This is a genomic window from Nonomuraea sp. NPDC049625, assembly GCF_040675285.1.
GTDB classification, from domain to species: Bacteria; Actinomycetota; Actinomycetes; order Streptosporangiales; family Streptosporangiaceae; genus Nonomuraea; species Nonomuraea angiospora_A.
Genome location: NZ_JBFAOQ010000001.1, coordinates 1,454,030 through 1,476,970 on the forward strand (window position 1 = coordinate 1,454,030; position 22,941 = coordinate 1,476,970).

The 22,941-nt window shown below is 70.8% G+C and carries 18 protein-coding genes; 13 read left to right on the forward strand and 5 right to left on the reverse strand.

Annotated elements, in window-relative coordinates; genetic code table 11:
- Positions 1 to 76 precede the first annotated feature (76 nt).
- From AB0J87_RS07045 to AB0J87_RS07080, 8 genes are read left to right on the forward strand one after another with little or no spacing between them, the layout of a single operon-like run.
- Entirely contained in the window at positions 77 to 1,471 is a 1,395-nt protein-coding gene (locus AB0J87_RS07045) for an extracellular solute-binding protein (protein ID WP_363962981.1), read from the forward strand.
- Positions 1,446 to 2,372, forward strand: a complete 927-nt coding sequence (locus AB0J87_RS07050) for a sugar ABC transporter permease (protein WP_363962983.1) — start codon at positions 1,446 to 1,448, stop codon at positions 2,370 to 2,372. Before AB0J87_RS07045 ends, AB0J87_RS07050 begins: the two co-directional genes overlap by 26 nt.
- A complete protein-coding gene (locus AB0J87_RS07055) occupies positions 2,369 to 3,187 on the forward strand; it encodes a carbohydrate ABC transporter permease (RefSeq protein WP_355209965.1) in 819 nt (272 codons plus the stop codon). Before AB0J87_RS07050 ends, AB0J87_RS07055 begins: the two co-directional genes overlap by 4 nt.
- Positions 3,187 to 4,251 carry an ABC transporter ATP-binding protein gene (locus tag AB0J87_RS07060; RefSeq protein ID WP_350738999.1) on the forward strand — a complete coding sequence of 355 codons (1,065 nt, stop codon included), beginning with the start codon at positions 3,187 to 3,189 and terminating at the stop codon, positions 4,249 to 4,251. Before AB0J87_RS07055 ends, AB0J87_RS07060 begins: the two co-directional genes overlap by 1 nt.
- A complete protein-coding gene (locus AB0J87_RS07065) occupies positions 4,248 to 5,426 on the forward strand; it encodes a CehA/McbA family metallohydrolase (protein WP_363962986.1) in 1,179 nt (392 codons plus the stop codon). Before AB0J87_RS07060 ends, AB0J87_RS07065 begins: the two co-directional genes overlap by 4 nt.
- Positions 5,417 to 6,313: a TIM barrel protein gene (locus AB0J87_RS07070; RefSeq protein WP_363962988.1), complete on the forward strand. Its 897-nt coding sequence runs from the start codon at positions 5,417 to 5,419 to the stop codon at positions 6,311 to 6,313. Before AB0J87_RS07065 ends, AB0J87_RS07070 begins: the two co-directional genes overlap by 10 nt.
- Positions 6,310 to 7,389, forward strand: coding sequence for a Gfo/Idh/MocA family oxidoreductase (locus AB0J87_RS07075; RefSeq protein ID WP_363962990.1), 1,080 nt, complete (start codon positions 6,310 to 6,312; stop codon positions 7,387 to 7,389). Before AB0J87_RS07070 ends, AB0J87_RS07075 begins: the two co-directional genes overlap by 4 nt.
- On the forward strand, positions 7,386 to 10,076 hold the full coding sequence (locus tag AB0J87_RS07080; RefSeq protein WP_363962992.1) for a glycoside hydrolase family 38 C-terminal domain-containing protein: 2,691 nt from the start codon (positions 7,386 to 7,388) through the stop codon (positions 10,074 to 10,076). Before AB0J87_RS07075 ends, AB0J87_RS07080 begins: the two co-directional genes overlap by 4 nt.
- Positions 10,077 to 10,102: 26 nt before the next feature.
- Here the strand turns inward: AB0J87_RS07080 and AB0J87_RS07085 are convergent, their stop codons facing one another.
- Together AB0J87_RS07085 and AB0J87_RS07090 are read right to left on the reverse strand one after the other, a co-directional pair.
- Entirely contained in the window at positions 10,103 to 11,908 is a 1,806-nt protein-coding gene (locus AB0J87_RS07085; protein WP_363962994.1) for a tetratricopeptide repeat protein, read from the reverse strand.
- Complete coding sequence (locus tag AB0J87_RS07090; RefSeq protein ID WP_350738981.1) at positions 11,905 to 12,846, reverse strand: SIR2 family protein; 942 nt, start codon at positions 12,844 to 12,846, stop codon at positions 11,905 to 11,907. The genes AB0J87_RS07085 and AB0J87_RS07090 overlap by 4 nt, the downstream gene beginning before the upstream one ends.
- A gap of 304 nt (positions 12,847 to 13,150) precedes the next feature.
- On the opposite strand from AB0J87_RS07090, the gene fxsT reads away from it, so the two are divergent.
- Positions 13,151 to 15,712 (forward strand): FxSxx-COOH system tetratricopeptide repeat protein, encoded by a 2,562-nt coding sequence (gene fxsT / locus AB0J87_RS07095; protein ID WP_363962996.1) that lies wholly within the window; start codon positions 13,151 to 13,153, stop codon positions 15,710 to 15,712.
- A gap of 4 nt (positions 15,713 to 15,716) precedes the next feature.
- Here fxsT and AB0J87_RS07100 read toward each other — a convergent pair whose 3' ends face one another.
- Complete coding sequence (locus AB0J87_RS07100) at positions 15,717 to 16,934, reverse strand: HEXXH motif-containing putative peptide modification protein (protein ID WP_363962998.1); 1,218 nt, start codon at positions 16,932 to 16,934, stop codon at positions 15,717 to 15,719.
- Positions 16,922 to 17,059, reverse strand: a complete 138-nt coding sequence (locus AB0J87_RS07105) for a hypothetical protein (RefSeq protein ID WP_350738974.1) — start codon at positions 17,057 to 17,059, stop codon at positions 16,922 to 16,924. Before AB0J87_RS07105 ends, AB0J87_RS07100 begins: the two co-directional genes overlap by 13 nt.
- A 248-nt stretch (positions 17,060 to 17,307) precedes the next feature.
- Here AB0J87_RS07105 and speB point away from each other — a divergent pair, with 248 nt between their 5' ends.
- Both speB and AB0J87_RS07115 read left to right on the forward strand, forming a co-directional pair.
- Positions 17,308 to 18,240: an agmatinase gene (gene speB / locus AB0J87_RS07110; RefSeq protein ID WP_363963000.1), complete on the forward strand. Its 933-nt coding sequence runs from the start codon at positions 17,308 to 17,310 to the stop codon at positions 18,238 to 18,240.
- Positions 18,237 to 19,733 carry a cytosine permease gene (locus AB0J87_RS07115; RefSeq protein WP_363963001.1) on the forward strand — a complete coding sequence of 499 codons (1,497 nt, stop codon included), beginning with the start codon at positions 18,237 to 18,239 and terminating at the stop codon, positions 19,731 to 19,733. Before speB ends, AB0J87_RS07115 begins: the two co-directional genes overlap by 4 nt.
- Here the strand turns inward: AB0J87_RS07115 and AB0J87_RS07120 are convergent.
- On the reverse strand, positions 19,730 to 20,221 hold the full coding sequence (locus AB0J87_RS07120; RefSeq protein WP_350738965.1) for an Lrp/AsnC family transcriptional regulator: 492 nt from the start codon (positions 20,219 to 20,221) through the stop codon (positions 19,730 to 19,732). The two genes, AB0J87_RS07115 and AB0J87_RS07120, sit on opposite strands and share 4 nt — an antisense overlap.
- A gap of 196 nt (positions 20,222 to 20,417) precedes the next feature.
- On the opposite strand from AB0J87_RS07120, the gene AB0J87_RS07125 reads away from it, so the two are divergent.
- On the forward strand, positions 20,418 to 21,848 hold the full coding sequence (locus tag AB0J87_RS07125; protein WP_363963003.1) for a gamma-aminobutyraldehyde dehydrogenase: 1,431 nt from the start codon (positions 20,418 to 20,420) through the stop codon (positions 21,846 to 21,848).
- Positions 21,849 to 21,861: 13 nt separating this feature from the next.
- Positions 21,862 to 22,932, forward strand: coding sequence for an ABC transporter ATP-binding protein (locus AB0J87_RS07130; RefSeq protein WP_363963005.1), 1,071 nt, complete (start codon positions 21,862 to 21,864; stop codon positions 22,930 to 22,932).
- Positions 22,933 to 22,941: the final 9 nt, after the last annotated feature.

Sequence of the window (22,941 nt, forward strand, 5' to 3'; positions counted from 1 at the left end):
GGCCTTTACGTCATATGGATGTCATGACATATTGGCCCAGGGCGTTACCTCCTTACGGACCTGTCGGAGGGTTTGGATGGCATTGCGGAAACGGTCGATAGGTGTGGTCGCGGTCGTCACCGTGGCCGGGCTGGGGCTCGCAGCCTGCGGCCAGTCGTCCGGTGGCGGCGGAGGCGGTGACGCCATCGAGCTGACGATCACCCAGAACGCCATCGCGGGCGGGAAGAACGCCGCCGGCGCCAACTTCATCGCGAACTGGGTGATCCCCAAGTTCGAGGCGGCGCAGAAGGCGAAGGGCAAGAACGTCAAGGTCAAGTTCGTCCCCAGCGGCGTCGACGACGAGCAGTACAAGACCAAGCTCTCCCTGGACCTCAAGTCAGGCAAGGGCGCCGACGTGATCGACATCGACGGCATCTGGGCCGGAGAGTTCGCCGAGGCGGGTTACCTCAAGCCGCTGGCGGACCTGGTCGGCGCGGACGCCGACAGCTGGGACGGCTGGTCGCAGATCCCCGAGGCCGTCCAGGGCCTGGCCACGTTCAACGGCAAGAAGTACGCGCTGCCCGTCGGCACCGACGGCCGGGTGCTCTACTTCAACAAGACGCTCTTCCAGAAGGCCGGGCTGCCGGCCGACTGGCAGCCGAAGAGCTGGCAGGAGGTCCTCGACGCCGGGACGAAGCTGAAGTCCTCCGGCGTGCCCGTGCCGATCCAGATCAACGCCGGCACGGCGATGGGCGAGGCCACCTCCATGCAGGGCGTGCTGCCGCTGCTCGCGGGCGCGGGCGGCGAGGTGCAGAAGGACGGCAAGTGGGCGGGCGCCTCCCAGCCGCTGAAGGACGCGCTCGGCCTCTACCAGAAGATCTACGGCGGCGGCCTCGGCGACCCCAAGCTCCAGCAGGAGGCCAAGGGCCGCGACAAGTCGTTCCAGCAGTTCGCCGCGGGCAAGATCGGCATCCTGATGGAAGGCGACTACTTCTGGCGCGGCGTCGTCAACCCCGCGACCGGCGTGGCCAAGATGGCCGACCGCGACCAGGTCGTCGGCTATGCCATGATCCCCGCGATGGAGCCCGGCAAGGGCATCCGCGGCCAGGACTTCGTCAGCATGTCGGGCGGCGCGCTGCGTACGGTGAACCCCAACAGCAAGCACCCGAAGGAGGCCTTCGAGCTGGCGACCTTCACGCTCTCGCCGGAGGGGCTGAAGGAGGAGACCAAGGACGGCAACGTCCGCATCACGCCGCGCACCGACGTCAACAAGGAGATCCTCGCCGGTGAGCCGCTGCTGACGTACATCTCGGAGAAGGTGCTGCCGCTGACGGCCTACCGGCCGCCGGTGGCCGTCTACCCGCAGGTGTCGGTGGCGCTGCAGGAGGCCACGGCCGCGGTGGTGGGTGGCACGGCGCCCGACCAGGCGGCGGCCGACTACCAGAAGAAGCTCGAAGGAATCGTCGGTGGCCCTGGCAACATCGCCTCCTGAGGCCACCGAGGCCGCCGCGCCGGGCCGCTACAGCTCGGACGCGGCGGGCCTGGGCAGGCTGCGGGCAGGGGCCTTCGTGGCCCCCGCCCTGCTGCTCGTCGCGGTCTTCCTCGTCTTCCCCGCGCTCTGGGTGCTCTATCTCGGCCTCACGAACTACCGCCTGACCGGCGCCGCCGCGGCGGCGCCCCAGTTCGTCGGGCCGGCCAACCTCATCGACGCGGTCTCCAACCCGGAGTTCTGGAGCTCCACCTGGCTGACGGTCGAGTTCGTGGCGGGCTCGGCCGTCATCGGGCAGGTCGGGCTCGGCTTCACGATCGCCTGGCTGCTGCGCGACCGGCGCGGGCCGGTGAAGCGGGTGGTCGAGGGCCTGGTCATCCTGGCCTGGATCCTGCCCAGTGCGATCGTGTCGTTCCTGTGGGTGGCGCTGCTCGACCGCGACGCGGGCACGCTGAACGCGCTGCTCGGCATCCAGGGCTTCGCCTGGCTGCTCGACCACCCCATGCTGTCGATCATCGTGTTCAACATCTGGCGCGGCACGGCGTTCTCGATGATGTTGTACGGCGCCGCGCTCGGGAACGTGCCCCCGTCGCACCTGGAGAGCGCCCGCCTGGCCGGGGCCTCCGGCTGGCAGCAGCTCAGGGACGTGGTGTTCCCGCACATCAGAGGCCACATCCTGACGAACCTGCTGCTCATCAGCCTGTGGACCTTCAACGACTTCACCCCCTTCCTGCTCACCGCGGGCGGCCCCGACGGCAGGTCCGAGGTGCTGGCCGTGCACGTGTACAAGGTCGCGCTGCAGAGCGGCGAGCTGGGCCACGGCGCCGCGGTCTCCACGATCATCCTGCTCATCAACCTGGTCGTGGCGGTGTTCTACCTGCGGCTGCTCCGGAGCAAGAAATGACGCGTTTCGTGCTGGGCCGGATCGGCTTCTACACGCTGATCGCGGTGCTGCTGGCCTTCTTCACGATCCCGCTGCTGTGGCTGGTGACGGCGCCCTTCACGTCTAACCCGACGTACCAGGTCACGGTGCCCGACTTCACCTTGGAGAACTTCAAGGCGGTCGTCGAGCATCCGTACGCGCTGCCGTCCCTCTACAACTCCGTGCTGCTGTCGGTCGGCACGGCCGTCCTGGTGGTGATCATGGCCGGGCTGGCCGCGTACGCGCTGAGCCGGGTGCGGCTGCCCGGCCGGGACGCGCTGCTCTACGCGTTGCTGCTGCTGTCGTCGATCATCACGGGGACGGCGGCCATGGTGCCGCTGTTCCAGCTCGCGGTGGAGCTCAACCTCATCGACTCGCAGCTCGGGCTGATCCTCATCCTGACCGGCGGGCTGCTGCCGGCGGCGATCTTCATGCTCAAGGACTTCATGGACTCGACGCCGAAGTCGTACGAGGAGTCGGCGCGGGTGTTCGGGGCCACGCCGCTGCAGATCGTGCGGCACGTGGTGGTGCCGCTCGTACGTCCTGGTCTGGCGACGGTCGCGGTCTGGGCCGTGGCCAACGTGTGGGGAAATTTCCTGATGCCGTATCTGCTGCTGAGGGATGTCGAGCAGTATCCGGCGGCGGTGATCACGTACACCCTCTACACCGAGGGCGGCCAGGCCAACCTCAGCATGTTGTCCACGTTCGGCCTGCTGTACTCGATTCCCGTGGTGCTCATGTACCTGTTCGTCAGCAAGAAGTACGGCTTCCGCTTCCACGGAGGGATCAAGCGTTAATGGCCGGAATCGAACTACGCGGGCTGACCAAGGTCTATCCCGGCGGGGTGAAGGCGCTCGACTCGCTCGATCTGGTCATCCCCGACGGCGAGTTCTTCGCCCTGCTCGGCCCCTCCGGCTGCGGCAAGACCACGCTGCTGCGCACGATCGCCGGCCTGGAGACCGCCACCGGCGGGGCCGTGGTCATCGGCGACCGGGACGTGACGGGCGTGCAGCCCGGCGGCCGGGACGTCGCCATGGTCTTCCAGGACTACGCGCTCTTCCCGCACATGGACGTCACGGACAACATCGCCTACCCGCTGCGCATCAAGAAGGTCGCCAAGGGCGCCCGCCGCGACAAGGCCGCCGAGGTGGGGGCGCGGCTCGGGCTCGAACAGCTCATGGACCGGCGGCCGGGCCAGCTCTCGGGCGGGCAGCAGCAGCGGGTGGCGCTGGCCAGGGTGATGGCCACGCAGGCGCAGGCGTTCCTGTTCGACGAGCCGCTGTCCAACCTGGACGCCCGGCTGCGGCTGGAGGCGCGTACGTTCCTGAAGAAGCTCCAGCGCGAGCTCGGCGTCACCACCGTCTTCGTCACCCACGACCAGGCGGAGGCCCTGGCCATGGCCGACCGGATGGCCGTCATGGAAGCCGGGCACATCCGGCAGATCGGCACGCCGGCCGAGGTCTTCCAGCGGCCCGCGAACACGTTCGTGGCCGGATTCATCGGCTCGACACCCATGAACCTGCTCGACGGCGTCGTACGAGGTGACACGCTGGAAGTGGCAGGGTGCAAGGTGGCGGTCCCGGCCTCGGCCGAGGGACGGCTCTCCGACGGGGAGAAGATCGTGTACGGCGTGCGACCCGAATACCTGGCCTACTCGCCCGAGCCCGGCGGGGGCGCGCTGGGCGGCAAGGTGGCCATCGTGGAGAACCTCGGCGCGTCCCACCTGGTGACCCTCGACGTCAACGACGTGACCGTGCAGGCCGTCGTGCCCGAGGGGAGCGAGCCCGAGATCGGCGACGACGGCTACGCGACGCCCCGGCGCGACCGCGCCCTCGTCTACCGGGACGGGGAGTTGGTTTGAGAGGCCATTGGAGTCTGGACGACCGGCTGGAGCGGATCCTGCGCGAGGTGCCCTTCGAGGTGCCCGCGGGGACCGCCGCCGTGACCGTGCGGCTGGCGTACGACCGGTCGCAGGGCGTCATCGACCTCGGCTGCGGCGCTCCCGGCGGCTTCCGCGGCTGGTCGGGCGGCGCGCGCGACGAGTACACGATCACCCCGGACTGGGCGACGCCCGGCTACCTGCCGGGTGAGCCTGAGGCGGGCACGTGGCACGTGTGGCTGCGGCTGCACCGCATCCCGCCGCAGGGCCTCGACTACTCGCTGGAGATCACCACCTCGGCCGTCGCCCCCGCCGAGCCGGTGGCCGAGGAGCCGCCGCACGGGGAGCGCCCGCCCCGCCGGGACGTGCCCTCCGTCGACGGCCTGCGGTGGTTCGCGGGCGACTTCCACGCCCACACCCTGCACAGCGACGGCAGCCTGACCATCGCCGAACTGGCCGAGCTGGCCCACGGGCGCGGCCTCGACTTCCTGGCCGTCACCGACCACAACACCGTCAGCCACCACCCCTGGCTGGGCAAGACCGACCGTGGGATCACGCTCATCCCGGGTCAGGAGGTCACCACCGACCGGGGCCACGCGAACGTGTTCGGGGAGGTCGGCTGGGTGGACTTCCGGCAGCCCGCCGACTCCTGGGTGGAGCACGCCGAGCGCGCGGGCGGGCTGATCTCGATCAACCACCCGCTCGGCGGCGACTGCGCCTGGCTGCTGCCCATCACCCGGCGGCCGCGGATCGCCGAGGTCTGGAGCTCCGGCTGGTGGGACCGCCGCTGGGGCGCGCCGCTGGCCTGGGCGGACGCCTGGCGCGACGACGTGATCGCGATCGGCGGCAGCGACTTCCACCGCCACGGCTCCGATGGCCTGCCCGGCGGACCGACGACATGGGTGCTGGCCGAGGACACGAGCACGGTGCTGGACGGCGTGCGCGCCGGGCGCACCGCCGTCTCCACCGGCCCCGACGGGCCGCTGCTGCTCAGGCTGGGCGACGAACTGCTCGCCCTGGACGCCGACGGCCTGGTCCTGGTACGCCCCGACGGCACCCGGCAGGTCGTACGCGGGGAGCGCGTCCTGCTGCGGGCCCTTGACGGACGCCACCGCCTGGAAACTTACGAGAACGAGGTGATCGCACTGTGCGAGTGAAAGTCGCCAACGCGCCCGTGAGCTTCGGCGTGTTCGAGCTGGCCACCGAGCCGCCACCGTTGAGCGCCGACGAGATGGTCCGGGCGCTGTCCGAGGCCGGGTACGAGGGCATCGACTCCGGGCCGATCGGCTACCTGGGCACCGGATCCGGGCTCGCCGACCGGCTGGCCGGGAACGGGCTGCTGCTCGCGGGCGGCTGGGTGGACCTGCCCTACAACGACGCGGCGGCGTACGAGGCCGGGCTGCCCGCGCTGGAGGCCGCGCTCGACGTGTTCGCCGCCGCGCCGCCGGCGCCCGAGGGGTTCGGGCCGCGGCCCACGCTGGCCTGCTCGGGGTCGCCGGAGCGATTCGCGCGCCCGGGTGGGAGCGTTCCAGGATTGGCGGCCTCCGAGTGGGCGGGCTACGCGGCCCGGGTGCAGAGGGCGGTCGACCGGTGCCGCGAGCGCGGGCTGGAGCCCGTGTTCCACCACCACCTCGGCACCTACGTCGAGACCCCCGACGACGTCGAGCGGCTGCTGGAGCTGACCGACGTACAGCTCTGCCTGGACACCGGCCACCTGCTGCTGGCCGGGGGCGAGCCGGTGAGCGCGCTGCGCGACTGGTCGGGCCGGGTCGGGCACGTGCACATCAAGGACGGCGACACGAAGATCCTCGCCCAGGCCCTGGCCGACGGCGTGGACCTGCGCGAGCTCATGGGGCGCGGCGGGTTCGCCCCGCTCGGTGAGGGCGAGCTGGACCTGCCCGCCGTGGTGCGCGTCCTGGACGAGATCGACTACGCGGGCTGGGTCGTCATCGAGCAGGACACCCTGCCCGGACGCCGCACCGTCGCCCAGAACATCGCCGACCAGGCGGCCAACCGCCGCAGGCTGGAGGACTTGGGACTGTGAGAATCGCGCTGGTGGGATGCGGCGCCGTCACGCAGGCGGTCTACGTGCCGTTGCTGTCGAGGCGGCGCGACCTGTTCGAGGTGGTCGCGGTCTGCGACCTGTCGCGGACGCTCGCCGACGCGGTGGGTGACCGGCTGGGCGCCGCCGGGCGTTTCACGTCGGTGGCTGAGCTGCTCTCGGCCGGGGGCTTCGAGGCCGTGCTCGTCCTCGCCTCGGGCTCGCACGGGGAGACGGTCGGCCGGGCGCTGGCCGGCGGGTACGCCGTGCTGTGCGAGAAGCCGCTCGCGCTGACCAGGGCCGAGGTGGCCGGCCTCCCCGAGGGGCGGCTGATGGTGGGCTACATGAAGCAGTACGACCCGGCCGTGCGCCGGGCCGAGGAACTGCTGGCCGAGCTGGGCGGACCGGAGGCGATCAGGTCGGTCGAGGTGACCGTGCTGCATCCGAGCGGGGAGTCGCAGCTGGCGTTCGCGAACCTGACGCAGGCGCGGGACGTGGATCCGGGGCTGCTCGACTCGTTGCGGGCCGCCGAGCGCGACCTGGTCTCGCGGGCACTGGGGGAGTCGGCGCCGGAGCAGGTACGGGCGCTGTACGGGGTGGCCTTGGGCTCGATATGCCACGATTTGTCGCTCTTGAGGCGCTTTACTGGGTCGCCTGCGGAAATTTCGTACGTTGAGGCGTGGGGGCCCGCGCCGGGGTCCATCGAGATCACCGGGCCCCTGCCCGTCCGGGGGCGGTTCTCGATCCGCTGGCACTACCTGGAGGACTACCCGGCCTACCGCGAGACCGTGGCCATCCACCACGACAAGGGCTCGCTGGAGCTGGTCTTCCCCTCGCCCTACCTGATGAACGCGCCCACCACGCTCACCGTGGTCTCCGGCGCCGAGAGCCGCACCGAATACCGCGACGTGACCGAGGCGTTCGAAGTACAGCTGGCCGCCTTTCATGCTTTCGTGAACGATGGCAAGCCGCCCCTCACCGACGCGGGCGGCGGGCTGGAGGACATCGTGACCGCCCAGCGGATCGCCGCTCGTTACGCCGTACAGCATGATCTGCCCATCGGAGGGGAGGCCGCGTGAGTACTGAGATCGTCGTCGTACCGCACACGCACTGGGACCGGGAGTGGTACGAGCCGTTCCAGCGCTTCCGGCTGCGGCTGGTGGCGCTGCTCGACGAGGTGCTCGACACCATGGAGCGCGAGCCCGCCTACCACTTCACCCTCGACGGGCAGCTGGCCTGCGTGGACGACTATCTGGAGGTGCGGCCCGAGAACCGCGACCGCATCGCCGCGCTCGTCGAGTCGGGGCGGCTGGCGGTGGGGCCGTGGCAGATCCTGCTCGACGAGTTCCTGTGCTCGGGCGAGAACATCGTGCGCAACCTCGAACTGGGCATGAGCCGGGCGGACAAGCTCGGCGGGGCGATGCCGGTGGGGTACCTGCCCGACATGTTCGGGCACACGGCGCAGATGCCGCAGATCCTGCGCAAGGCCGGGCTGCTGCACGCGTGCGTCTACCGCGGGGTGCCGTCCTCGGTGACCACGGACGCCTTCGCCTGGGTCGCGCCGGACGGGACGGCGCTGCGCACCCAGTACCTGCCCGCGGGCGGCTACGGGAACGGGGCGCACCTGTTCTCGGACTCGGCCGGGCTGGCCGAGCGGGCGGCCGCGTTCGTCACGACCATGCGGGAGTGGCACGGGCCCGACGGCGCGCTGCTCGCCATGTACGGCACGGACCACTCGGCGCCGGTGCGCGGGCTGCCGGAGATGGTGGCGGCGATCGGCGCCCGGATGGACACCCTGTCCGGATATATCGGGAAATATTCCGGTGAGGTGGACGGGCTGCCGCGCGTCGAAGGCGAGCTGCGCTCCCACGCCCGCGCCAACATCCTGCCCGGCGTCATCTCGGTCCGGGCCCACGTCAAGCAGGCCATGGGCCGCGCCGAGCGGATGGTCGAGCGCTACGCCGAGCCGCTGGCCACCCTCTGGGGCGCCGAGTGGCCGGGCCGCTTCCTCGACATGGCGTGGTGGCGGCTGGTCGACGCCAGCGGCCACGACTCGGTGACCGGCTGCGGCGTGGACGACACCGCCCAGCAGGTGGCCGCGCGCATCGCCGAGGCCGAGCACCTCGGCCAGGCCGTACGCGACATGGTGACCGCCCGGCTGGCCGCATCGGTGCCCTCCGACGGGGTGCTCCTCGTCAACCCGACCCCCGCCGCGCGCAGGGGCGTCGTGGTCGTGGACGTGGCCGGCACCGACCCGCTGGTGGACCCCTCGGGCGCGCCGGTGCCGGTGCAGCCGCTGGAGTACGCGCCCACGCTGCTGCTGGACGAGGAGATGGACGCCGCCACGGCGCTGACCTTCGTCCACGGCACCGAGCTGTACGGGCAGCACATCACGGCCTGGTCGGTGGAGGGCGAGACGCTGACGTTCACGGTGGCGCGGGAGACGTCGGCCGTGATCGACCTGGACGACCTGCGCGCGGCGACCGGCGGCGTGCGGCGGGTGCGCATCCTCGCCGAGCCCAGGCGCACGGTCGCCGCTCTGGTGGAGGTCCCGCCGCTGGGCCACACGAGCATCCGGCCGGTGCCCCGCGAGCAGGTGCACGGGTCGCCCGCCGGCGAGGGCCGGCCGGCTCCTACACCGGTGCGCGGCGACGAGGAGGTGCTGGACAACGGCCTGCTCCGGGTCACGATCGCCGGCGACGGCACGCTGACGCTGGTGAGCGCGGACGGCAGGACGGTCACGGGAGCCGGGCGCATCGTGGACGGCGGCGACGTCGGCGACACCTACAACCACGCGCCTCCGGCCGACGACCTGCTCGTGTCCGAGCCGTCGTCCGTTGAGACGGAGCTGATCTGCTCGGGTCCGCTGGTGGCGGCGGTGGACGTACGGCGTACGTACCGGTGGCCGGCATCGGGGGACGGGATCGACGGCGCGCCCGAGCTGCCCGCTCCCTCGCGGGCCCCGCGGACCGAGGAGATCGTCGTCACCACCCGCGTCGAGCTGCGGGCCGGCGAGCCGTACGCACGCCTGCGCGTCGAGTTCGACAACCGGTGCGCGGACCATCGGGTTCGGCTGCACGTGCCGCTGCCCGCTCCGGCGACGGAGTCGCACGCCGAGGGCCAGTTCGCGGTCGTCACCCGCGGGCTCACCTCGGAGGGCGGCTGCGGCGAGACCCCGCTGCCCACCTTCCCCGCCTCCTCGTGGGTGGCGGCCGGAGGCGTGGCGGCGCTGCTGGAGCACGTGACGGAGTACGAGGTGGCGGACGGCGAGCTGGCCCTGACGCTCCTGCGTTCGGTCGCCTACCTGTCCCGCAACCGCAACGCCCTGCGCCCCGAGCCGGCCGGGCCGCAGTTGCCGACCCCGGCCGCCCAGTCAGGCGGGATCCGCTCGGTGAGCCTGGCGCTGATGCCGTACGCGGAGTCCTGGCAGGAGGTCGTGCCGCAGGCCGAGACCTTCCGCCACGACCTGCTGGTGGTCCCGGGCCAGGGCGAACGCGCTTCGGCGCTGCCCGATCCCGCGTCCGGGCTGTCGGTGACGGGCGACGGCGTGGTGATGACCTCGTTGCGGATGCGTGACGACCGGCAGGAGCTCAGGGTCGTGGCCCTCACGCCGGCCGCCACGGAGGCCGTCATCGAGGGCCCCTTCACCGAGGCCCGCCACGCCGACCTGCGCGGCCGCCCCGGCGACCGGCTCCCGGTCGCGGACGGCGTGCTCCGCCTGGCGCTGAAGCCGTGGGAGATCGCGACGGTTCAGCTCTCCGGATAGCCGCCCAGCGCCTGCCGCGCCTCGGTTCAGCTCTCCGGATAGCCGACGAGCCGCCTCAGCGCCTGCTCGCGCGCCTCCCTGGCCAGGTCCTCCTCGGACCGGGGCAGGCCGAGCGCCAGCGCCCGGTCCAGGTCCGCCAGCGCGCCGCGGAAGTCGCGGAGCGCGATCCGGACCTGGCCCCGGCCGTGGAGTGCCCGGGCGGCGTTGCGGTCCAGGTCGAGAGCGTCGTTGTAGGCGGCTTCCGCGTCCGCGGGCGAGCCGGCCCGCCAGAGCGCGTGGGCCAGGAGCGTGCGGGCCGGGACGTCTCCCGGCATCCTGGCCACCGCCTGCCGGCCCAGGTCCACCGCCTCGTCCGGGCTGCCCATCGACAGGCAGACCTCGGCGAGCGCCGTCAGGACCCGTACGGTGGCCAGGGCGTCCTGCTGGCTCTCGAACTGCGAGCGCGCCGCGGTCAGCGTCTCCCTGGCGGCCTCCAGGTCGCCCTCGACCCTGGCCACCTCCGCCTTGAACGCCAGCAGGTTGGCGAACTGCCGCTCGTCGCCCTGCTCCAAGGAGCGGCTGGCCGCCACGTCGGCGAAGCGGCGGGCCGAGATGAAGTTGCCCTCACCGAGCGCGGCCTCGGCGGCGGCGCGGAAGTCGGCGGGCGTGTGCTCCTGCGGCCGGTCGCGGGCAGGCGTGACGTGGTGGGCGGTGCGGATGGCCTCGACCAGGCGTTCCTGGCCGAGCTGGTACCACAGGCTCCTGGCGCGCTGCTCCTCCGTGAGGATGTGCCTGGCCACCAGGGCGTCCACCACGGCGTTGGGCATGTCGGCGGTCTGCGTCAGGCCTCGGTAGGCGGTGCCGCGCGTGCCCCGCTCGGTGATGAAGGTCGTCTCGATCCAGGCGCGCAGCTCCGGCTCGGACACGCCGGTCTCCAGGCTCACGTCGCGGACCGCGCGGTCGAAGTAGGCGGCGAGGATGCCGGCGAGGTCGCCGAGCTGGGCGAGCAGCTCCGCGGTGATCGTGTCGTCGTAGTCGCCCAGGCCGGACCAGAGCGCCGCGCACGCGATCTGCAGCTCGAAGGGCGAGACCCGCTCGCTGACGATCTCGACGCTCTCGCCCAGCCGGTCGGTGTAGGTCGTCTTGCGCAGCCGCTCGACCAGCCGCTCCGCCACGCCGGGCGCGTAGCGGTGGCCGCTGTGCGAGGCCGGTCTCGTCACCGCGGCCACCGCGGACGCCTGCCCCAGGCCGTCGAGGCGCACATAGGCGAACGGCTGGGGGCTCAGCAGCCCTTCGTAGCCGCTCAGCGTGGCGAGCTGGTCGTCGCGCACCAGGAGCAGCAGGTTGAGCGGCAGGTCCCGCAGGGCCTGGGCCAGCTCGCCGATGAGGCGGTCGCGCTCGGGCAGCCGGGCGGGGAAGGCCGTGAACAGCTCTTCCATGTGGTCGATCGCGGCCAGCACCCGGTGCGGTGCGGCGCCGGCGAGGATGCTCTCCAGCGCCGAGCCGACCGTCTGCCCGGGGTCGGGGGTCTGGCGGGCGGGGGTCCAGCTGCTGATCAGGGTGAAGCGGTAGCCGCCCGGCCCGGACGCGTGCGCGAGGGGCCAGGTGGGCTGGTGGATCAGCCGTCCGACGGGCAGCGTCAGCGTGCGCGGCTCGTCGTCGAGCAGCGGGAGGACCCCGGCGTGCAGCAGGGACGTCTTGCCGACGGCGGCGGGGCCGTGGAGCACCACCACCCGCTCGGACAGCCAGGCGTCCCGCAGGTGACGGGCCTCCTCCGACCTGCCGTGGAACAGGGCGGACTCGGTGCGGCGGAAGGGGCGCGGGCCGACGTACGGCTCGGGATTGCTGGTCATGGCGTCCCCCGGAGTCCGGCGGCAAGCTTGTCGTTGAGCGAGCGCGGGGTCTCCCACAGGATGCGGATGCTCTGGGCCTGGAAGTAGCGCGCGAGGTATTGGCGCTCCTCGGCGGAATGGTCGTCCGGGTTGAGCTGGATGCTCGTGTGCTCCCTGCGCATGGTGCCGGGCAGGCCGTGCAGCAGGGTCCGGAACATGACGTGGAACGTCCAGTCGCGCAGGCCGTAGCCGATGAACAGCAGCGCCTTCGTCCGCAGCGCGGTGCGGACCGGGAAGGGCAGCAGCGTCATCGGGTGTCCGCCGCGGAGGGCAGCGGACGACGCGTTGGTGTGCCTGCCGTCCTGGGCCAGCCTGACCAGGAAGTCGAGGTAGTCGTCCTCGATGAGCACGATCGAGTGCGGCTCCTTGTGGTGGCCGTGCAGATGGAACACGAGTGGCCGCTCCACGCACGGGGTGAAGGCTGGTTCACGAAAAGGACTCCCGGTCCAGTCGTCGGAAGACATCGCATACCACGGACACAAGTCCCAAATGGGCTGTTTCCTCGCCTGCTGCAGTGCCAGGAACATGAAGTCGTCGTAGTTCGTGGTGATGTACAGGGGGAGAGGGTAGCGGGCCAGCACGGCGTGCACCGGGAATTGATCCGTCCGGTCGGGCGGGGTCGCGTTGGCGAACTCGGCCCTCAAGAATTCGCGTTTCGTCCTGGTTGCGTCACGATAGACCATCGTGGTCGCGTATTGCATCACGCGTGCCAGGTTGTCGGAATCCGCGTACGGGTAGTTGATCTTGCCGGCCCATTTCGCGGCGAGCTGACCACCGAGCGGGAGCCGCTCCGCGCTGGCTCCCGCGCCGAGAAAGGGGATGCAGTCACCATTGTTGAGATCCCCGATCAGCAGATCCCAGGCGGCCTCGTTGTCGCGGTCGATGCCACCGGCGTGCACGCGTCACCGCCTTCCGGGTCATGGCGGCGAGGTGCGGAACCCTTCAGAGGGTCCATGAAAGGGCCGCCGCAGTCAATAGCCGAGAATGGCCGCATGGTGGCGCGGCGTCATCTCCGACATAGCTCAATATATGTTAGTAATCCCGGCAAAGAGCGCTTTAGGTGACGAAGTAAACCGCCATTAAGTGCGGTCCGCTTCAGGGGGAAATGCTCTTTCCGCTGGGTGCGGACGCGACCTGCGGCGGGCAGATATCGCATTAGGATCGGTGGCGAAAGCCGAATAGCGACCAGTGGCGGTGATCGTGATGGAGGACGTCGCGCGGCAGGAGCGCCGCCCCACCCTCTGGGGGCGGGAGATCCCGTTCCGCAACCGCTGTTTCACCGGTCGTGAGCGTGAGCTCGCCGAGCTCCACAGCCGGCTCGCGCAGCACTCGACCGCGCTGGTCGGCCAGCCGCCCCAGCCGGTCTACGGCATGGGCGGCATCGGCAAGACCGAGATCGCCGCCGAATACGCGCATCGCCACGCGGAGGACTACGACCTCGTCTGGTGGATCAGGGCCGAGCAGGAGGAGACCATCGTCAACTCGCTGATCGGGCTGGGCCGCAAGATGTCCCTCGACGGCTTCCGCCCCGACGATCGCGACTACTCCGCCAGGCTGGTCCTGTCCGCCCTCGCCAATCGCGAGCTCTACGAGCGATGGCTGCTGATCTACGACAACGTCGAGAGCGCCAACGCGGTGCAGCACTACCTGCCCAGCGGCGGCGGCCACGTCATCATCACCACGCGCGACCGCCACTGGCGGCGGGCGATGGACCTCGACGGGATCGAGGTAGGGGAGTTCCTTCCCGACGAAACGGTCAAGTTCTTTCATAGGCGGGTGACCGCCCTGGCCGACCCGGGTAGGTCCGGCTCCGTGGAAGCCGAGGCCGACGCGAAGGAGCTGGCCAATCAGCTCGGAAACCTCCCGCTGGCCGCCGAGCACGCCGCCGCGTATCTGAACGAGACCGGCACCAGCATCTCCGAATACCTGGAGTTGTTCCGCGACAACGCGCACGCGCTGCTGGCCAGCTCGGTCGACATCAAATACCCGCAGACCGTGGCCACGACGTGGAGCGTCTCGCGCAGCAAGATCTCGCCGGAGGCCGACGCGCTGTTCAAGCTGCTGGCCAGCCTCTCCGCCGAGCCGATCGCCGAGGAGCTGCTCGTGCAGCCCGCCGTGGCCTCCAAGCTGCCTCCGCCGCTCGACCGGGTGCTGAGCGGCGTGACCGAGTTCCGCAGGGCGGCCAGGGAGCTGGGCCGCTACTCCATGCTCAAGCTCGACGGCGTGCGCAACGTCGTGCAGCTGCACCGCGTTGTGCAGGCCGTGACCAGGGACCGCATGGTGCGCGAGGACCCGGAGGCCGCGGCCCGCTTCCAGGAGGCCGCCCACCTCCTGCTGGCCGCCTCCGATCCCGGGGCGGTCGACCGCGAGGACAGCGAGCAGATCTACCAGCGGTCCCTGCAGCACCTGGTGCCCTCGCGGGCGGTCGAGTCCGCCGACCGCCTGGTCCGCAAGCTGATCATCAACCAGGTCGAGCAGCTCTACCGCCGCGGCGGCCACCAGGAGAGCCTGCGGATCGGCCTGCCGACGCTGGAGCTGTGGCGGCAGCGGTTCGGCCAGGACGACAAGCAGACCCTGGCCCTGGCGGTCCAGGTCGGCAACGCGCTGCGCACCGCCGGCCAGTGGGAGGAGAGCCTGCGCCTGCACGCCGACACCCTCCAGCGGCTGCGCGACAACTTCGGCGAGCTGGACGCCGTCTACCTGAGCTGCGCCCGCGTGCACGACGTCGGGCTGCGGCTGCTCGGCCGCTACGCCGACGCGCTGGACAACGACCTGAGGCTGCTGCCGCTCTTCGAGCAGCAGCTGCGCCCCGACCACCCCGACACGCTACGGATCCGCAGCAATGTGGCGGTGAGCCTGCGCTGCCTGGGCCGCTTCCAGGAGGCCCTGCGCTACGACGACGAGACGCTGGCCGAGCGGCAGCGCATCTTCGGCCCGGTCGAGCACGCGACGCTGAGCTCGCAGTTCGGCCGTTCCCGCGACCTGCGCGGGCTGGGGCGCTACGAGGAGTCCCTCGACCTGATCCGGCGGATCAGCAACGCCATCGACCGCAAGAACCAGCCATGGAACCAGTTCCGGCTCCTGGTCGCCATCGACTTCAGCGTGGCACTCAACCGGGTCGGCCTCTACGAGGACGCCTTCGTCCAGGGCGTGAAGGCCTGGGAGCGGCACAAGTCGACCCTCGGCCAGGAGCACCGCCAGACGCTGCAGTCGGCCACCAACCTCATCAACGACTACCGGCTCACCGAAGACCTGGCCGGCGCCCAGCGGCTGGGCGAGGAGACGGTGCTGAGCCTGGAGAAGGTGGCCGGCCCCGACCACCCCAACACGCTGGCGGCCTACAACAACCTGGCCATCGTGCTGCGGGTCAGGAACAATCCGGGCGGCGCCCGCGGGCTGAGCGAGCGGGCGGCCGAGGGGATGAAGGCCCTCCTGGGCGACACCCACCCCAACACCCTCATCGCCATGCACAACCTGGCCAGCGACCTGGCCGCGCTGGGCGAGGTGGGGCAGGCCCGGAGGCTGGGCGAGACCGTGCTCGAGCGCAACGTCACGACGCGGGGCCCCGACCACCCCAACACCCTGGCCGCCATGGCCAACCTGTCCCTCGACCGCAACGCCGACGGAGACAAGGACGGCGCCCAGAGCCTGCGGGAGAAGATGCTCGACGGCTACCAGCGCTCGATCATGCCTGACCACCCGCACGCCCGGCTGGCCGCCCAGTACGGCCGGGTCAACCTGGGCATCGAGCCCATGAACGACTGACGGTCTAGATCGAAAACCCGGGATTGGCGCTCAGCCAGCGCGCACGGTGCCCATCCCGGAGCTCGGCCGCCCGCCGCTCGGCCGAGGCGGGCACCGGCTCGTGCAGCCACTCGCCGAGCCGGCCCAGCAGCCCGTTCACCAGCACCTCGCCCGGCCCGGTCAGGCCCTCCGAGCCGCTCGCGCGGGTCAGCGCCTCGAACGTGATGGCCCGGCGGTAGGCGAACTCCGCCTCCGCCCGCTCGAGGGCCGGGCTCGCGTGGCGTTCGTCGGCCGGGCTCGCGTGGCGTTCGACGGGCGGGCTCGCGTGGCGTTCGGCACGCCAGAACGCGGTGATCGCGAAGTTCGCGAAGCAGCCCTGCAGCAGCGCGCCGAGCGGTCGCGGGTCGGAGCGCCAGGGCGCGTACCAGCGGCGTCCGTCGTCGGGGCCGGTCAGCTCGACCATGTCCTCGACCGCGCCGAGCACCAGGTGCCACACCTCGTGGACCAGGCTCTCCGCGAACGCGACCGGGTCGGGCGGCGGCGAGAGCGCTATCGCCCCGTACGCCCAGCCGGACGTCGCGCTGGCGGGCCGCGCTCGATCCCGGCCCTCCAGCGGCACCAGCGTGGTGAAGACCGCCGCGATCGTCCCGGCGGCGTGGTGATGCCGTTCGCAGAGCACCTGCCAGGCGCGGCCGAGCTCGCGCTGCCACCACACCGGGTCCGCCTCGCCTCGCCGGCCGAAGCCCGCCAGGTACGGGTCGACCGCGTCGAGCCTGACCGCCAGCCCCAGCCCGTCCGCCTGCGCGTGCAGGGACGGGATCGGGACGAGACCGGACTCCGCGAACGTGCCGAGCCCCGGGACGAACGCGCCGGGGCGCAGCGGCGGCCGCCGCCCGGCCCGCAGCGCCGCGCCGGCGCTGAAGGAGACGAGATAGCCGAGGTCCGGATCCTCGCCGTCGCGCAGCCGCCGCAGGCAGTCGACCGCCCAGCAGCCCACCTGGGGGAGCACCAGCAGCTCCGCCATGAGCCGCGGATCGCTCTCCTGCAGCTCGGCCAGCGCGCGGAACGCGGCATCGGCGTCCGTCCCGCGCACCTGCCGCCGCACGGCCTCCACGAGCAGCTGATTCCTGTGGAGCTGGATCTCCCGGAGCCGGGTCAGCAGCTCGGAGGTGAGGTCGTCGTCGACCAGGCGGTGGCAGATCTCGTACGTCTCAGCGGCCGAACACTCGTTCAGCCATCGCACGGGACGGCACCGTTGTTGGCATCCTCCTGCCACAGCCGATCCCACGGCCCCCTTCGCCCGAGGATCTTGCTCACCAGCCCGTCGAGGGTGGCGTCGTCGAGTTCGGTCAGTTGGAGCAGCGTCATGTCAGTCAGCTCCGCAAGCCCGGTGCCAACCGCGTGAGCCGGTTCCCCCATAGAGAGTCCCTCCTAGGCTGCTGCCGAGATCATACGACGGCGCTTTGCCCGAATGAAATGCCGGTGAATACGGCTCGGTTTTCGGCCGGTGCCAAACCCGGGTGACGACCTGCTTGTGGCCACCCACAACACACACCGTGTGACTTCGTTGGTTCTACAATTGCCGCAGGTCAGAGGCATGACGAACACTGGGCCGCATGAACCTTGGCCCTGTCGACTCCTCTCAGGTCCCGCGTTTCGCCGGGCTCGCCACCTTCGCCCGCCTGCCCAGGCTCGACCAGGTCGAGCGGGCCGACGTGGCGGTCGTGGGCGTGCCGTTCGACACCGGCGTGTCCTACCGGCCCGGCGCCAGGTTCGGCCCGGCCGCTGTCAGGGAGGCCTCCCGGTTGCTGCGGCCGTACCACCCGGCGCTGGACGTCTCGCCGTTCGAGCGGGTGCAGGTGGTCGACGCCGGTGACATCGCGGCCAACCCGTTCGACATCGGGGCGGCCATCGAGAGCATCGAGGGCGCGGCGGACTCGATCGACGCCAAGCTCGTCGCGATCGGCGGCGACCACACGATCGCGCTGCCGCTGCTGCGGTCCGTGGCCAGGAAGCACGGCCCGGTGGCGCTGCTGCACTTCGACGCCCACCTCGACACCTGGGACACCTATTTCGGCGCCGAGTACACGCACGGCACCCCGTTCCGGCGGGCGGTGGAGGAGGGCCTGCTGGACACCGAGGCCGTCAGCCACGTCGGGATCAGGGGCCCGCTGTACGGCAAGAAGGACCTCGAGGACGACCGGCGGCTCGGGTTCGGCATCCTGACGGCGGCCGACGTGCTGCGGCGCGGCCTCGACGAGGTGATCGACGTGCTGCGGCAGCGCATCGGCGACCGGCCCCTGTACGTGTCCGTCGACATCGACGTGCTGGACCCGGCCCACGCCCCGGGCACGGGGACCCCGGAGGCGGGCGGGCTCACCAGCCGGGAACTGCTGGAGATCCTGCGCGGCCTGGCCGGCCACAACCTGGTCGGGGCCGACGTCGTCGAGGTGGCCCCGGCGTACGACCATGCGGAGATCACCTCGGTCGCCGCCTCCCACGTGGCCTACGACCTCGTCAGTCTGCTGGCGTTGCAGGAGCAAGCATGAGCCTCACCGAGATCGAGACGTACGGGGTCGAGCGCATCCCCGACGCGGACCGCGACGCGCGCCCGATCGACCTGTTCCGGCTGGCGTTCGGAGGCGCGAACACCTTCGCCACCTGCGTGCTCGGCGCCTTCCCCATCCTGTTCGGCCTGTCGTTCTGGCAGGGGCTGGCCGCGACCGTGCTCGGGCTCGTGGTCGGCGCGCTGATCCTGGCGCCGCTGTCGCTGTTCGGGCCCCTCAACGGCACCAACAACGCGGTCTCCTCCTCCGCCCACCTGGGCGTGCACGGCCGGGTCGTGGGCTCGTTCCTGTCGCTGCTGACCGCGATCGCGTTCTTCTCGATCTCGGTGTGGTCGTCGGGGGACGCGCTGGTCGGCGGCGCGCACCTGCTGGCCGGGCTGCCCGACACCGACCTGTCGTACGGCGTCGCGTACGCGCTTTTCGCCGTCCTCGTGCTGATCGTCTGCGTGTACGGCTTCCGCTTCATGCTGTTCGTCAACAAGATCGCGGTCGCGGCGGCGTCGCTGCTGTTCGTCCTGGGGGCGTTCGCCTTCGCCGGGGACTTCGACCCGTCCTATCCCGGTACGCTCCCGGCCGGCGACCCGCTGTTCTGGCCGTCGTTCATCGGCGCGGCGCTGATCGTGTTGTCGAACCCCGTGTCGTTCGGCGCCTTCCTGGGCGACTGGTCCAGGTACATCCCGGCCACGACGCCGAAGTCCCGGGTGATGGCCGCGGCCTTCCTGGCGCAGCTCGCCACCATCCTGCCGTTCCTGTTCGGCCTGATCACCGCCTCGATCATCGCGACCAAGGCCGCCGACTACATGGACCCGGCCGCCCCCAACTACGTCGGCGGGCTGCTGGCCGTCTCGCCCGGCTGGTACTTCGTACCGGTCTGCCTGATCGCCCTGATCGGCGGCATGTCCACCGGCACGACCTCCCTCTACGGCACCGGGCTCGACTTCTCCAGCGTCTTCACCCGCTTCTCCCGGGTGCAGGCGACGGTGTTCATCGGCACGCTGTCGATCGTGTTCATCTTCATCGGCCGCTTCGCCGCGAACCTCACCCAGAGCATCTCCACGTTCGCCACGCTGATCATCACGTGCACGGCGCCGTGGATGGTGATCATGATGCTCGGCTACGTGACCCGCAGAGGCTGGTACGACCCCGAGGCGCTCCAGGTCTTCAACCGGCGCCAGCGCGGCGGCCGCTACTGGTTCGCGCACGGCTGGAACTGGCGCGGGCTGTCCGCCTGGCTCGTCTCCGCGGGCCTCGCGCTGCTGTTCGTGAACCTGCCGGGCCAGTTCGTCGGCCCGCTGGGTAACCTGGCCGGGGGAGTGGACATCTCGCTGCCGGTGGGCCTGGCCGTCGCGGGCGTGCTCTATCTGGCGCTGCTGACGGCGTTCCCGGAGCCCCGCGAGGTGTACGGTCCCGAGGGCCCGCGCCTGGTGCGCACGGCCGACACGCCGATCCTGCCCATCGTGGAGACGGTGGGCTAGCGAGTGCCCCAGGAGTAGGTCTGCTTACGCAGCTTGAGATAGACGAACGACTCCGTGGCCCGCACGGCGGGGATGGCGCGGATCTTGCTGAGGATCTCCAGCAGGTGACCGTCTCCCTCGCAGACCACCTCGACGATCACGTCGAAGGAGCCTGCCGTGAGGACCACGTAGTCGATCTCGTCGATGGCCGCCAGCTCGTCGGCCACGGCCTCCAGGTCGCCCTCGCAGTTGATGCCGATCATGGCCTGCCGCGGGAATCCGAGCGTCAGCGGGTCGGTGACCGCGACGATCTGCATGACGCCCGCGTCCTGCAGCCGCTGGACGCGCTGACGCACGGCGGCCTCCGACAGGCCCACCGCTTTCCCGATCGCCGCGTACGGCATGCGCCCGTCGGACTGGAGCTGCTCGATGATCTGCTTGGACAGATCGTCGAGCACCACCGGCCCGGCATTGGCGTTGTTGCGGCGTACGCGGGGCGGCGTCGTCATCGACGGAATCCTCCTACTGGTCCGGCGTTACGGGTGCGTTCCCGCTGAGTTGCCGTCCTGGTGCGACATGTTGTCAGTTCCTGGCGGCCTGTCAAGCGAATTCGTAGCAATTTGGTATCTTCACCACGAAATCCCTTGTCGAGATGCACCTGCTCTGTAAGAGTCGCGGCATCTCAGCCACCCACTTGGAGGGCGCATGATCCGTCTACAGAACTTCATCAATGGTGAGTTCGTGGACGCCAAGAGCGGCAAGTTCTCCGACATCATCGACCCGTGCACAGGCGAGGCCTACCTGCAGGCCCCTGTCTCCGGCCCGGAGGACGTCGATGCCGCCTTCGACGCCGCTGCCGCCGCGTTCGAGTCGTGGGGCAGGAGCACGCCGGCTGAGCGGGCCAACCTCCTGCTCAAGGTCGCCGACGCGATCGACGCGCGGGCCGACGAGATCAACGAGGCGGAGTGCCTCAACACCGGCAAGCCGCGGGCCCGGATGGCCGAGGACGAGACCCCGGTGGCCGCCGACCACTTCCGCTTCTTCGCGGGCGCGGCGCGCACCCTGGAGGGTCCCACGGCCGGCGAGTTCCTCGCCGAGCACACCAGCGTCATCCGGCACGAGCCGATCGGCGTGATCGGCCAGGTCACGCCGTGGAACTACCCGATGATGATGGCGGTCTGGAAGATCGCCCCGGCCCTGGCGGCCGGCAACACGGTCGTGCTCAAGCCGTCCGACACCACCCCGGCCTCCACGCTCAAGCTGGCCGAGATCCTCGGCTCGGTGCTGCCCGCGGGCGTCTTCAACGTCGTCACCGGCGACCGCGAGACCGGCGCCCTCGTGGTGAGCCACCCCACCGCCTCCATGGTCGCCATCACCGGCTCGGTCGGCGCGGGCATGTCGGTGGCCAAGAGCGCCGCCGAAGACCTCAAGCGCGTGCACCTGGAGCTCGGCGGCAAGGCCCCGGTCGTGGTGTTCGAGGACGTCAAGGACCTGCGCAAGGCCGCCTCCGACATCGCCACCGCCGGCCTCTACAACGCCGGCCAGGACTGCACCGCCGCCTGCCGGGTGCTGGTGCACGAGAGCGTGCACGACGAGTTCGTGGCCGCGCTCGCCGAGGCCGCCGCCGCCACCGTGACCGGCGACCTGGGCAACGAGGACGCGCTCTACGGGCCGCTCAACAACGAGAACCAGCTCTCCAGGGTCCAGGGTTTCATCGACCGGGTCCCGGCGCACGCCAAGGTCCTCACCGGCGGCCACCGGGTCGGCGAGAAGGGCTACTTCTTCGCGCCGACGATCGTCGACGGTCTCAAGCAGGACGACGAGATGGTGCAGAACGAGGTCTTCGGCCCCGTGATCACCGTCCAGACGTTCGCCGACGAGGCCGACGCGCTGGCCAAGGCCAACGACGTGAAGTACGGCCTGAGCGGTTCGGTCTGGACCTCCGACCACGGCCGGGCCATGCGGATGTCCAACCGGCTCGACTTCGGCGTGGTCTGGGTCAACACCCACATCCCGTTCGTCTCGGAGATGCCGCACGGCGGCTTCAAGCACTCCGGGTACGGCAAGGACCTGTCGGTGTTCGGCCTGCACGACTACACCCGGGTCAAGCACGTCATGCACTACATCGGCGAATAGGACAGCGGCTGGGATGACTGAGCTGAATGCGATAGAGCTTGAGGACGTCGTCAAGGAGTACCTCTCGCATGGCGAGGTCGTCCAGGCGGTCAAAGGCATCACCCTGGGCATCGCCGAGGGGGAGTTCTTCTCCCTCCTCGGCCCGTCCGGGTGCGGCAAGACCACGACCATGAGAATGATCGCGGGGTTCGAACCGCCCTCGAAGGGGCTGGTGCGGCTGCACGGCAAGGACGTCACGGACGTCCCGCCCAACAAACGCGACATCAACATGGTCTTCCAGTCCTACGCCCTCTTCCCGCACATGAGCGTCTGGGACAACGTGGCCTTCGGGCTGAAGCAGCGCAAGACGCCGCAGGAGGAGATCAAGCGGCGGGTCGGCGAGATGCTGGAGATCGTCGACCTCACCGGCAGGGAGAAGCGCCGCCCGCGCGAGATGTCCGGCGGCCAGCAGCAGCGCGTGGCGCTGGCCCGCGCGCTGGTCAACCGGCCGCGGGCGCTCCTGCTCGACGAACCGCTCGGCGCCCTCGACCTCAAGCTGCGCCAGGCCATGCAGATCGAGCTCAAGCGCATCCAGCGCGAGGTCGGCATCACGTTCGTGTACGTGACCCACGACCAGAACGAGGCGCTGACCATGAGCGACCGGATCGCCGTCATGAACGACGGCCTGGTCGAGCAGCTCGCCGGGCCGCGGGAGATCTACGAGCGGCCCGCGACCGCGTTCGTGGCCGGCTTCATCGGCACCTCCAACCTGCTCACGGGCACCGCGAGCGGCGGCGAGCTGAAGATCGGCGGCGGCCGGGTGCTGGTGCCCGGGCACGACGGCGACGTGACGGTGACCGTGCGGCCCGAGAAGATCACCATCGACACGGTGGAGCCCGGCCAGGGCCTGAGCGCCGTGCGCGGCACCGTCGCCGAGGTGGTCTACCTGGGGACCTACAACAGCTACACGGTGACTCTCGCCGACGGGGCCGAGGTCACGGTGTTCCAGCAGAACGCGCTTGACGCTTCGGCCACCGCGGAGCGGGGGGACTCCGTGTGGCTGTCGTGGCAGGCGCAGCACTCATATGTGATTGGAAGTCGATAGCAGCTCATG

Bases quoted from the DNA above. Each gene is read 5' to 3' on its own strand.
- AB0J87_RS07085 (WP_363962994.1), bottom strand. From the start codon at position 11,908: ATGACCAGCAATCCCGAGCCGTACGTCGGCCCGCGCCCCTTCCGCCGC.
- AB0J87_RS07055 (WP_355209965.1), top strand. From the start codon at position 2,369: ATGACGCGTTTCGTGCTGGGCCGGATCGGCTTCTACACGCTGATCGCG.
- fxsT (WP_363962996.1), top strand. From the start codon at position 13,151: ATGGAGGACGTCGCGCGGCAGGAGCGCCGCCCCACCCTCTGGGGGCGG.
- speB (WP_363963000.1), top strand. From the start codon at position 17,308: ATGAACCTTGGCCCTGTCGACTCCTCTCAGGTCCCGCGTTTCGCCGGG.
- AB0J87_RS07125 (WP_363963003.1), top strand. From the start codon at position 20,418: ATGATCCGTCTACAGAACTTCATCAATGGTGAGTTCGTGGACGCCAAG.
- AB0J87_RS07060 (WP_350738999.1), top strand. From the start codon at position 3,187: ATGGCCGGAATCGAACTACGCGGGCTGACCAAGGTCTATCCCGGCGGG.
- AB0J87_RS07130 (WP_363963005.1), top strand. From the start codon at position 21,862: ATGACTGAGCTGAATGCGATAGAGCTTGAGGACGTCGTCAAGGAGTAC.
- AB0J87_RS07115 (WP_363963001.1), top strand. From the start codon at position 18,237: ATGAGCCTCACCGAGATCGAGACGTACGGGGTCGAGCGCATCCCCGAC.
- AB0J87_RS07105 (WP_350738974.1), bottom strand. From the start codon at position 17,059: ATGACGCTGCTCCAACTGACCGAACTCGACGACGCCACCCTCGACGGG.
- AB0J87_RS07045 (WP_363962981.1), top strand. From the start codon at position 77: ATGGCATTGCGGAAACGGTCGATAGGTGTGGTCGCGGTCGTCACCGTG.
- AB0J87_RS07120 (WP_350738965.1), bottom strand. From the start codon at position 20,221: ATGACGACGCCGCCCCGCGTACGCCGCAACAACGCCAATGCCGGGCCG.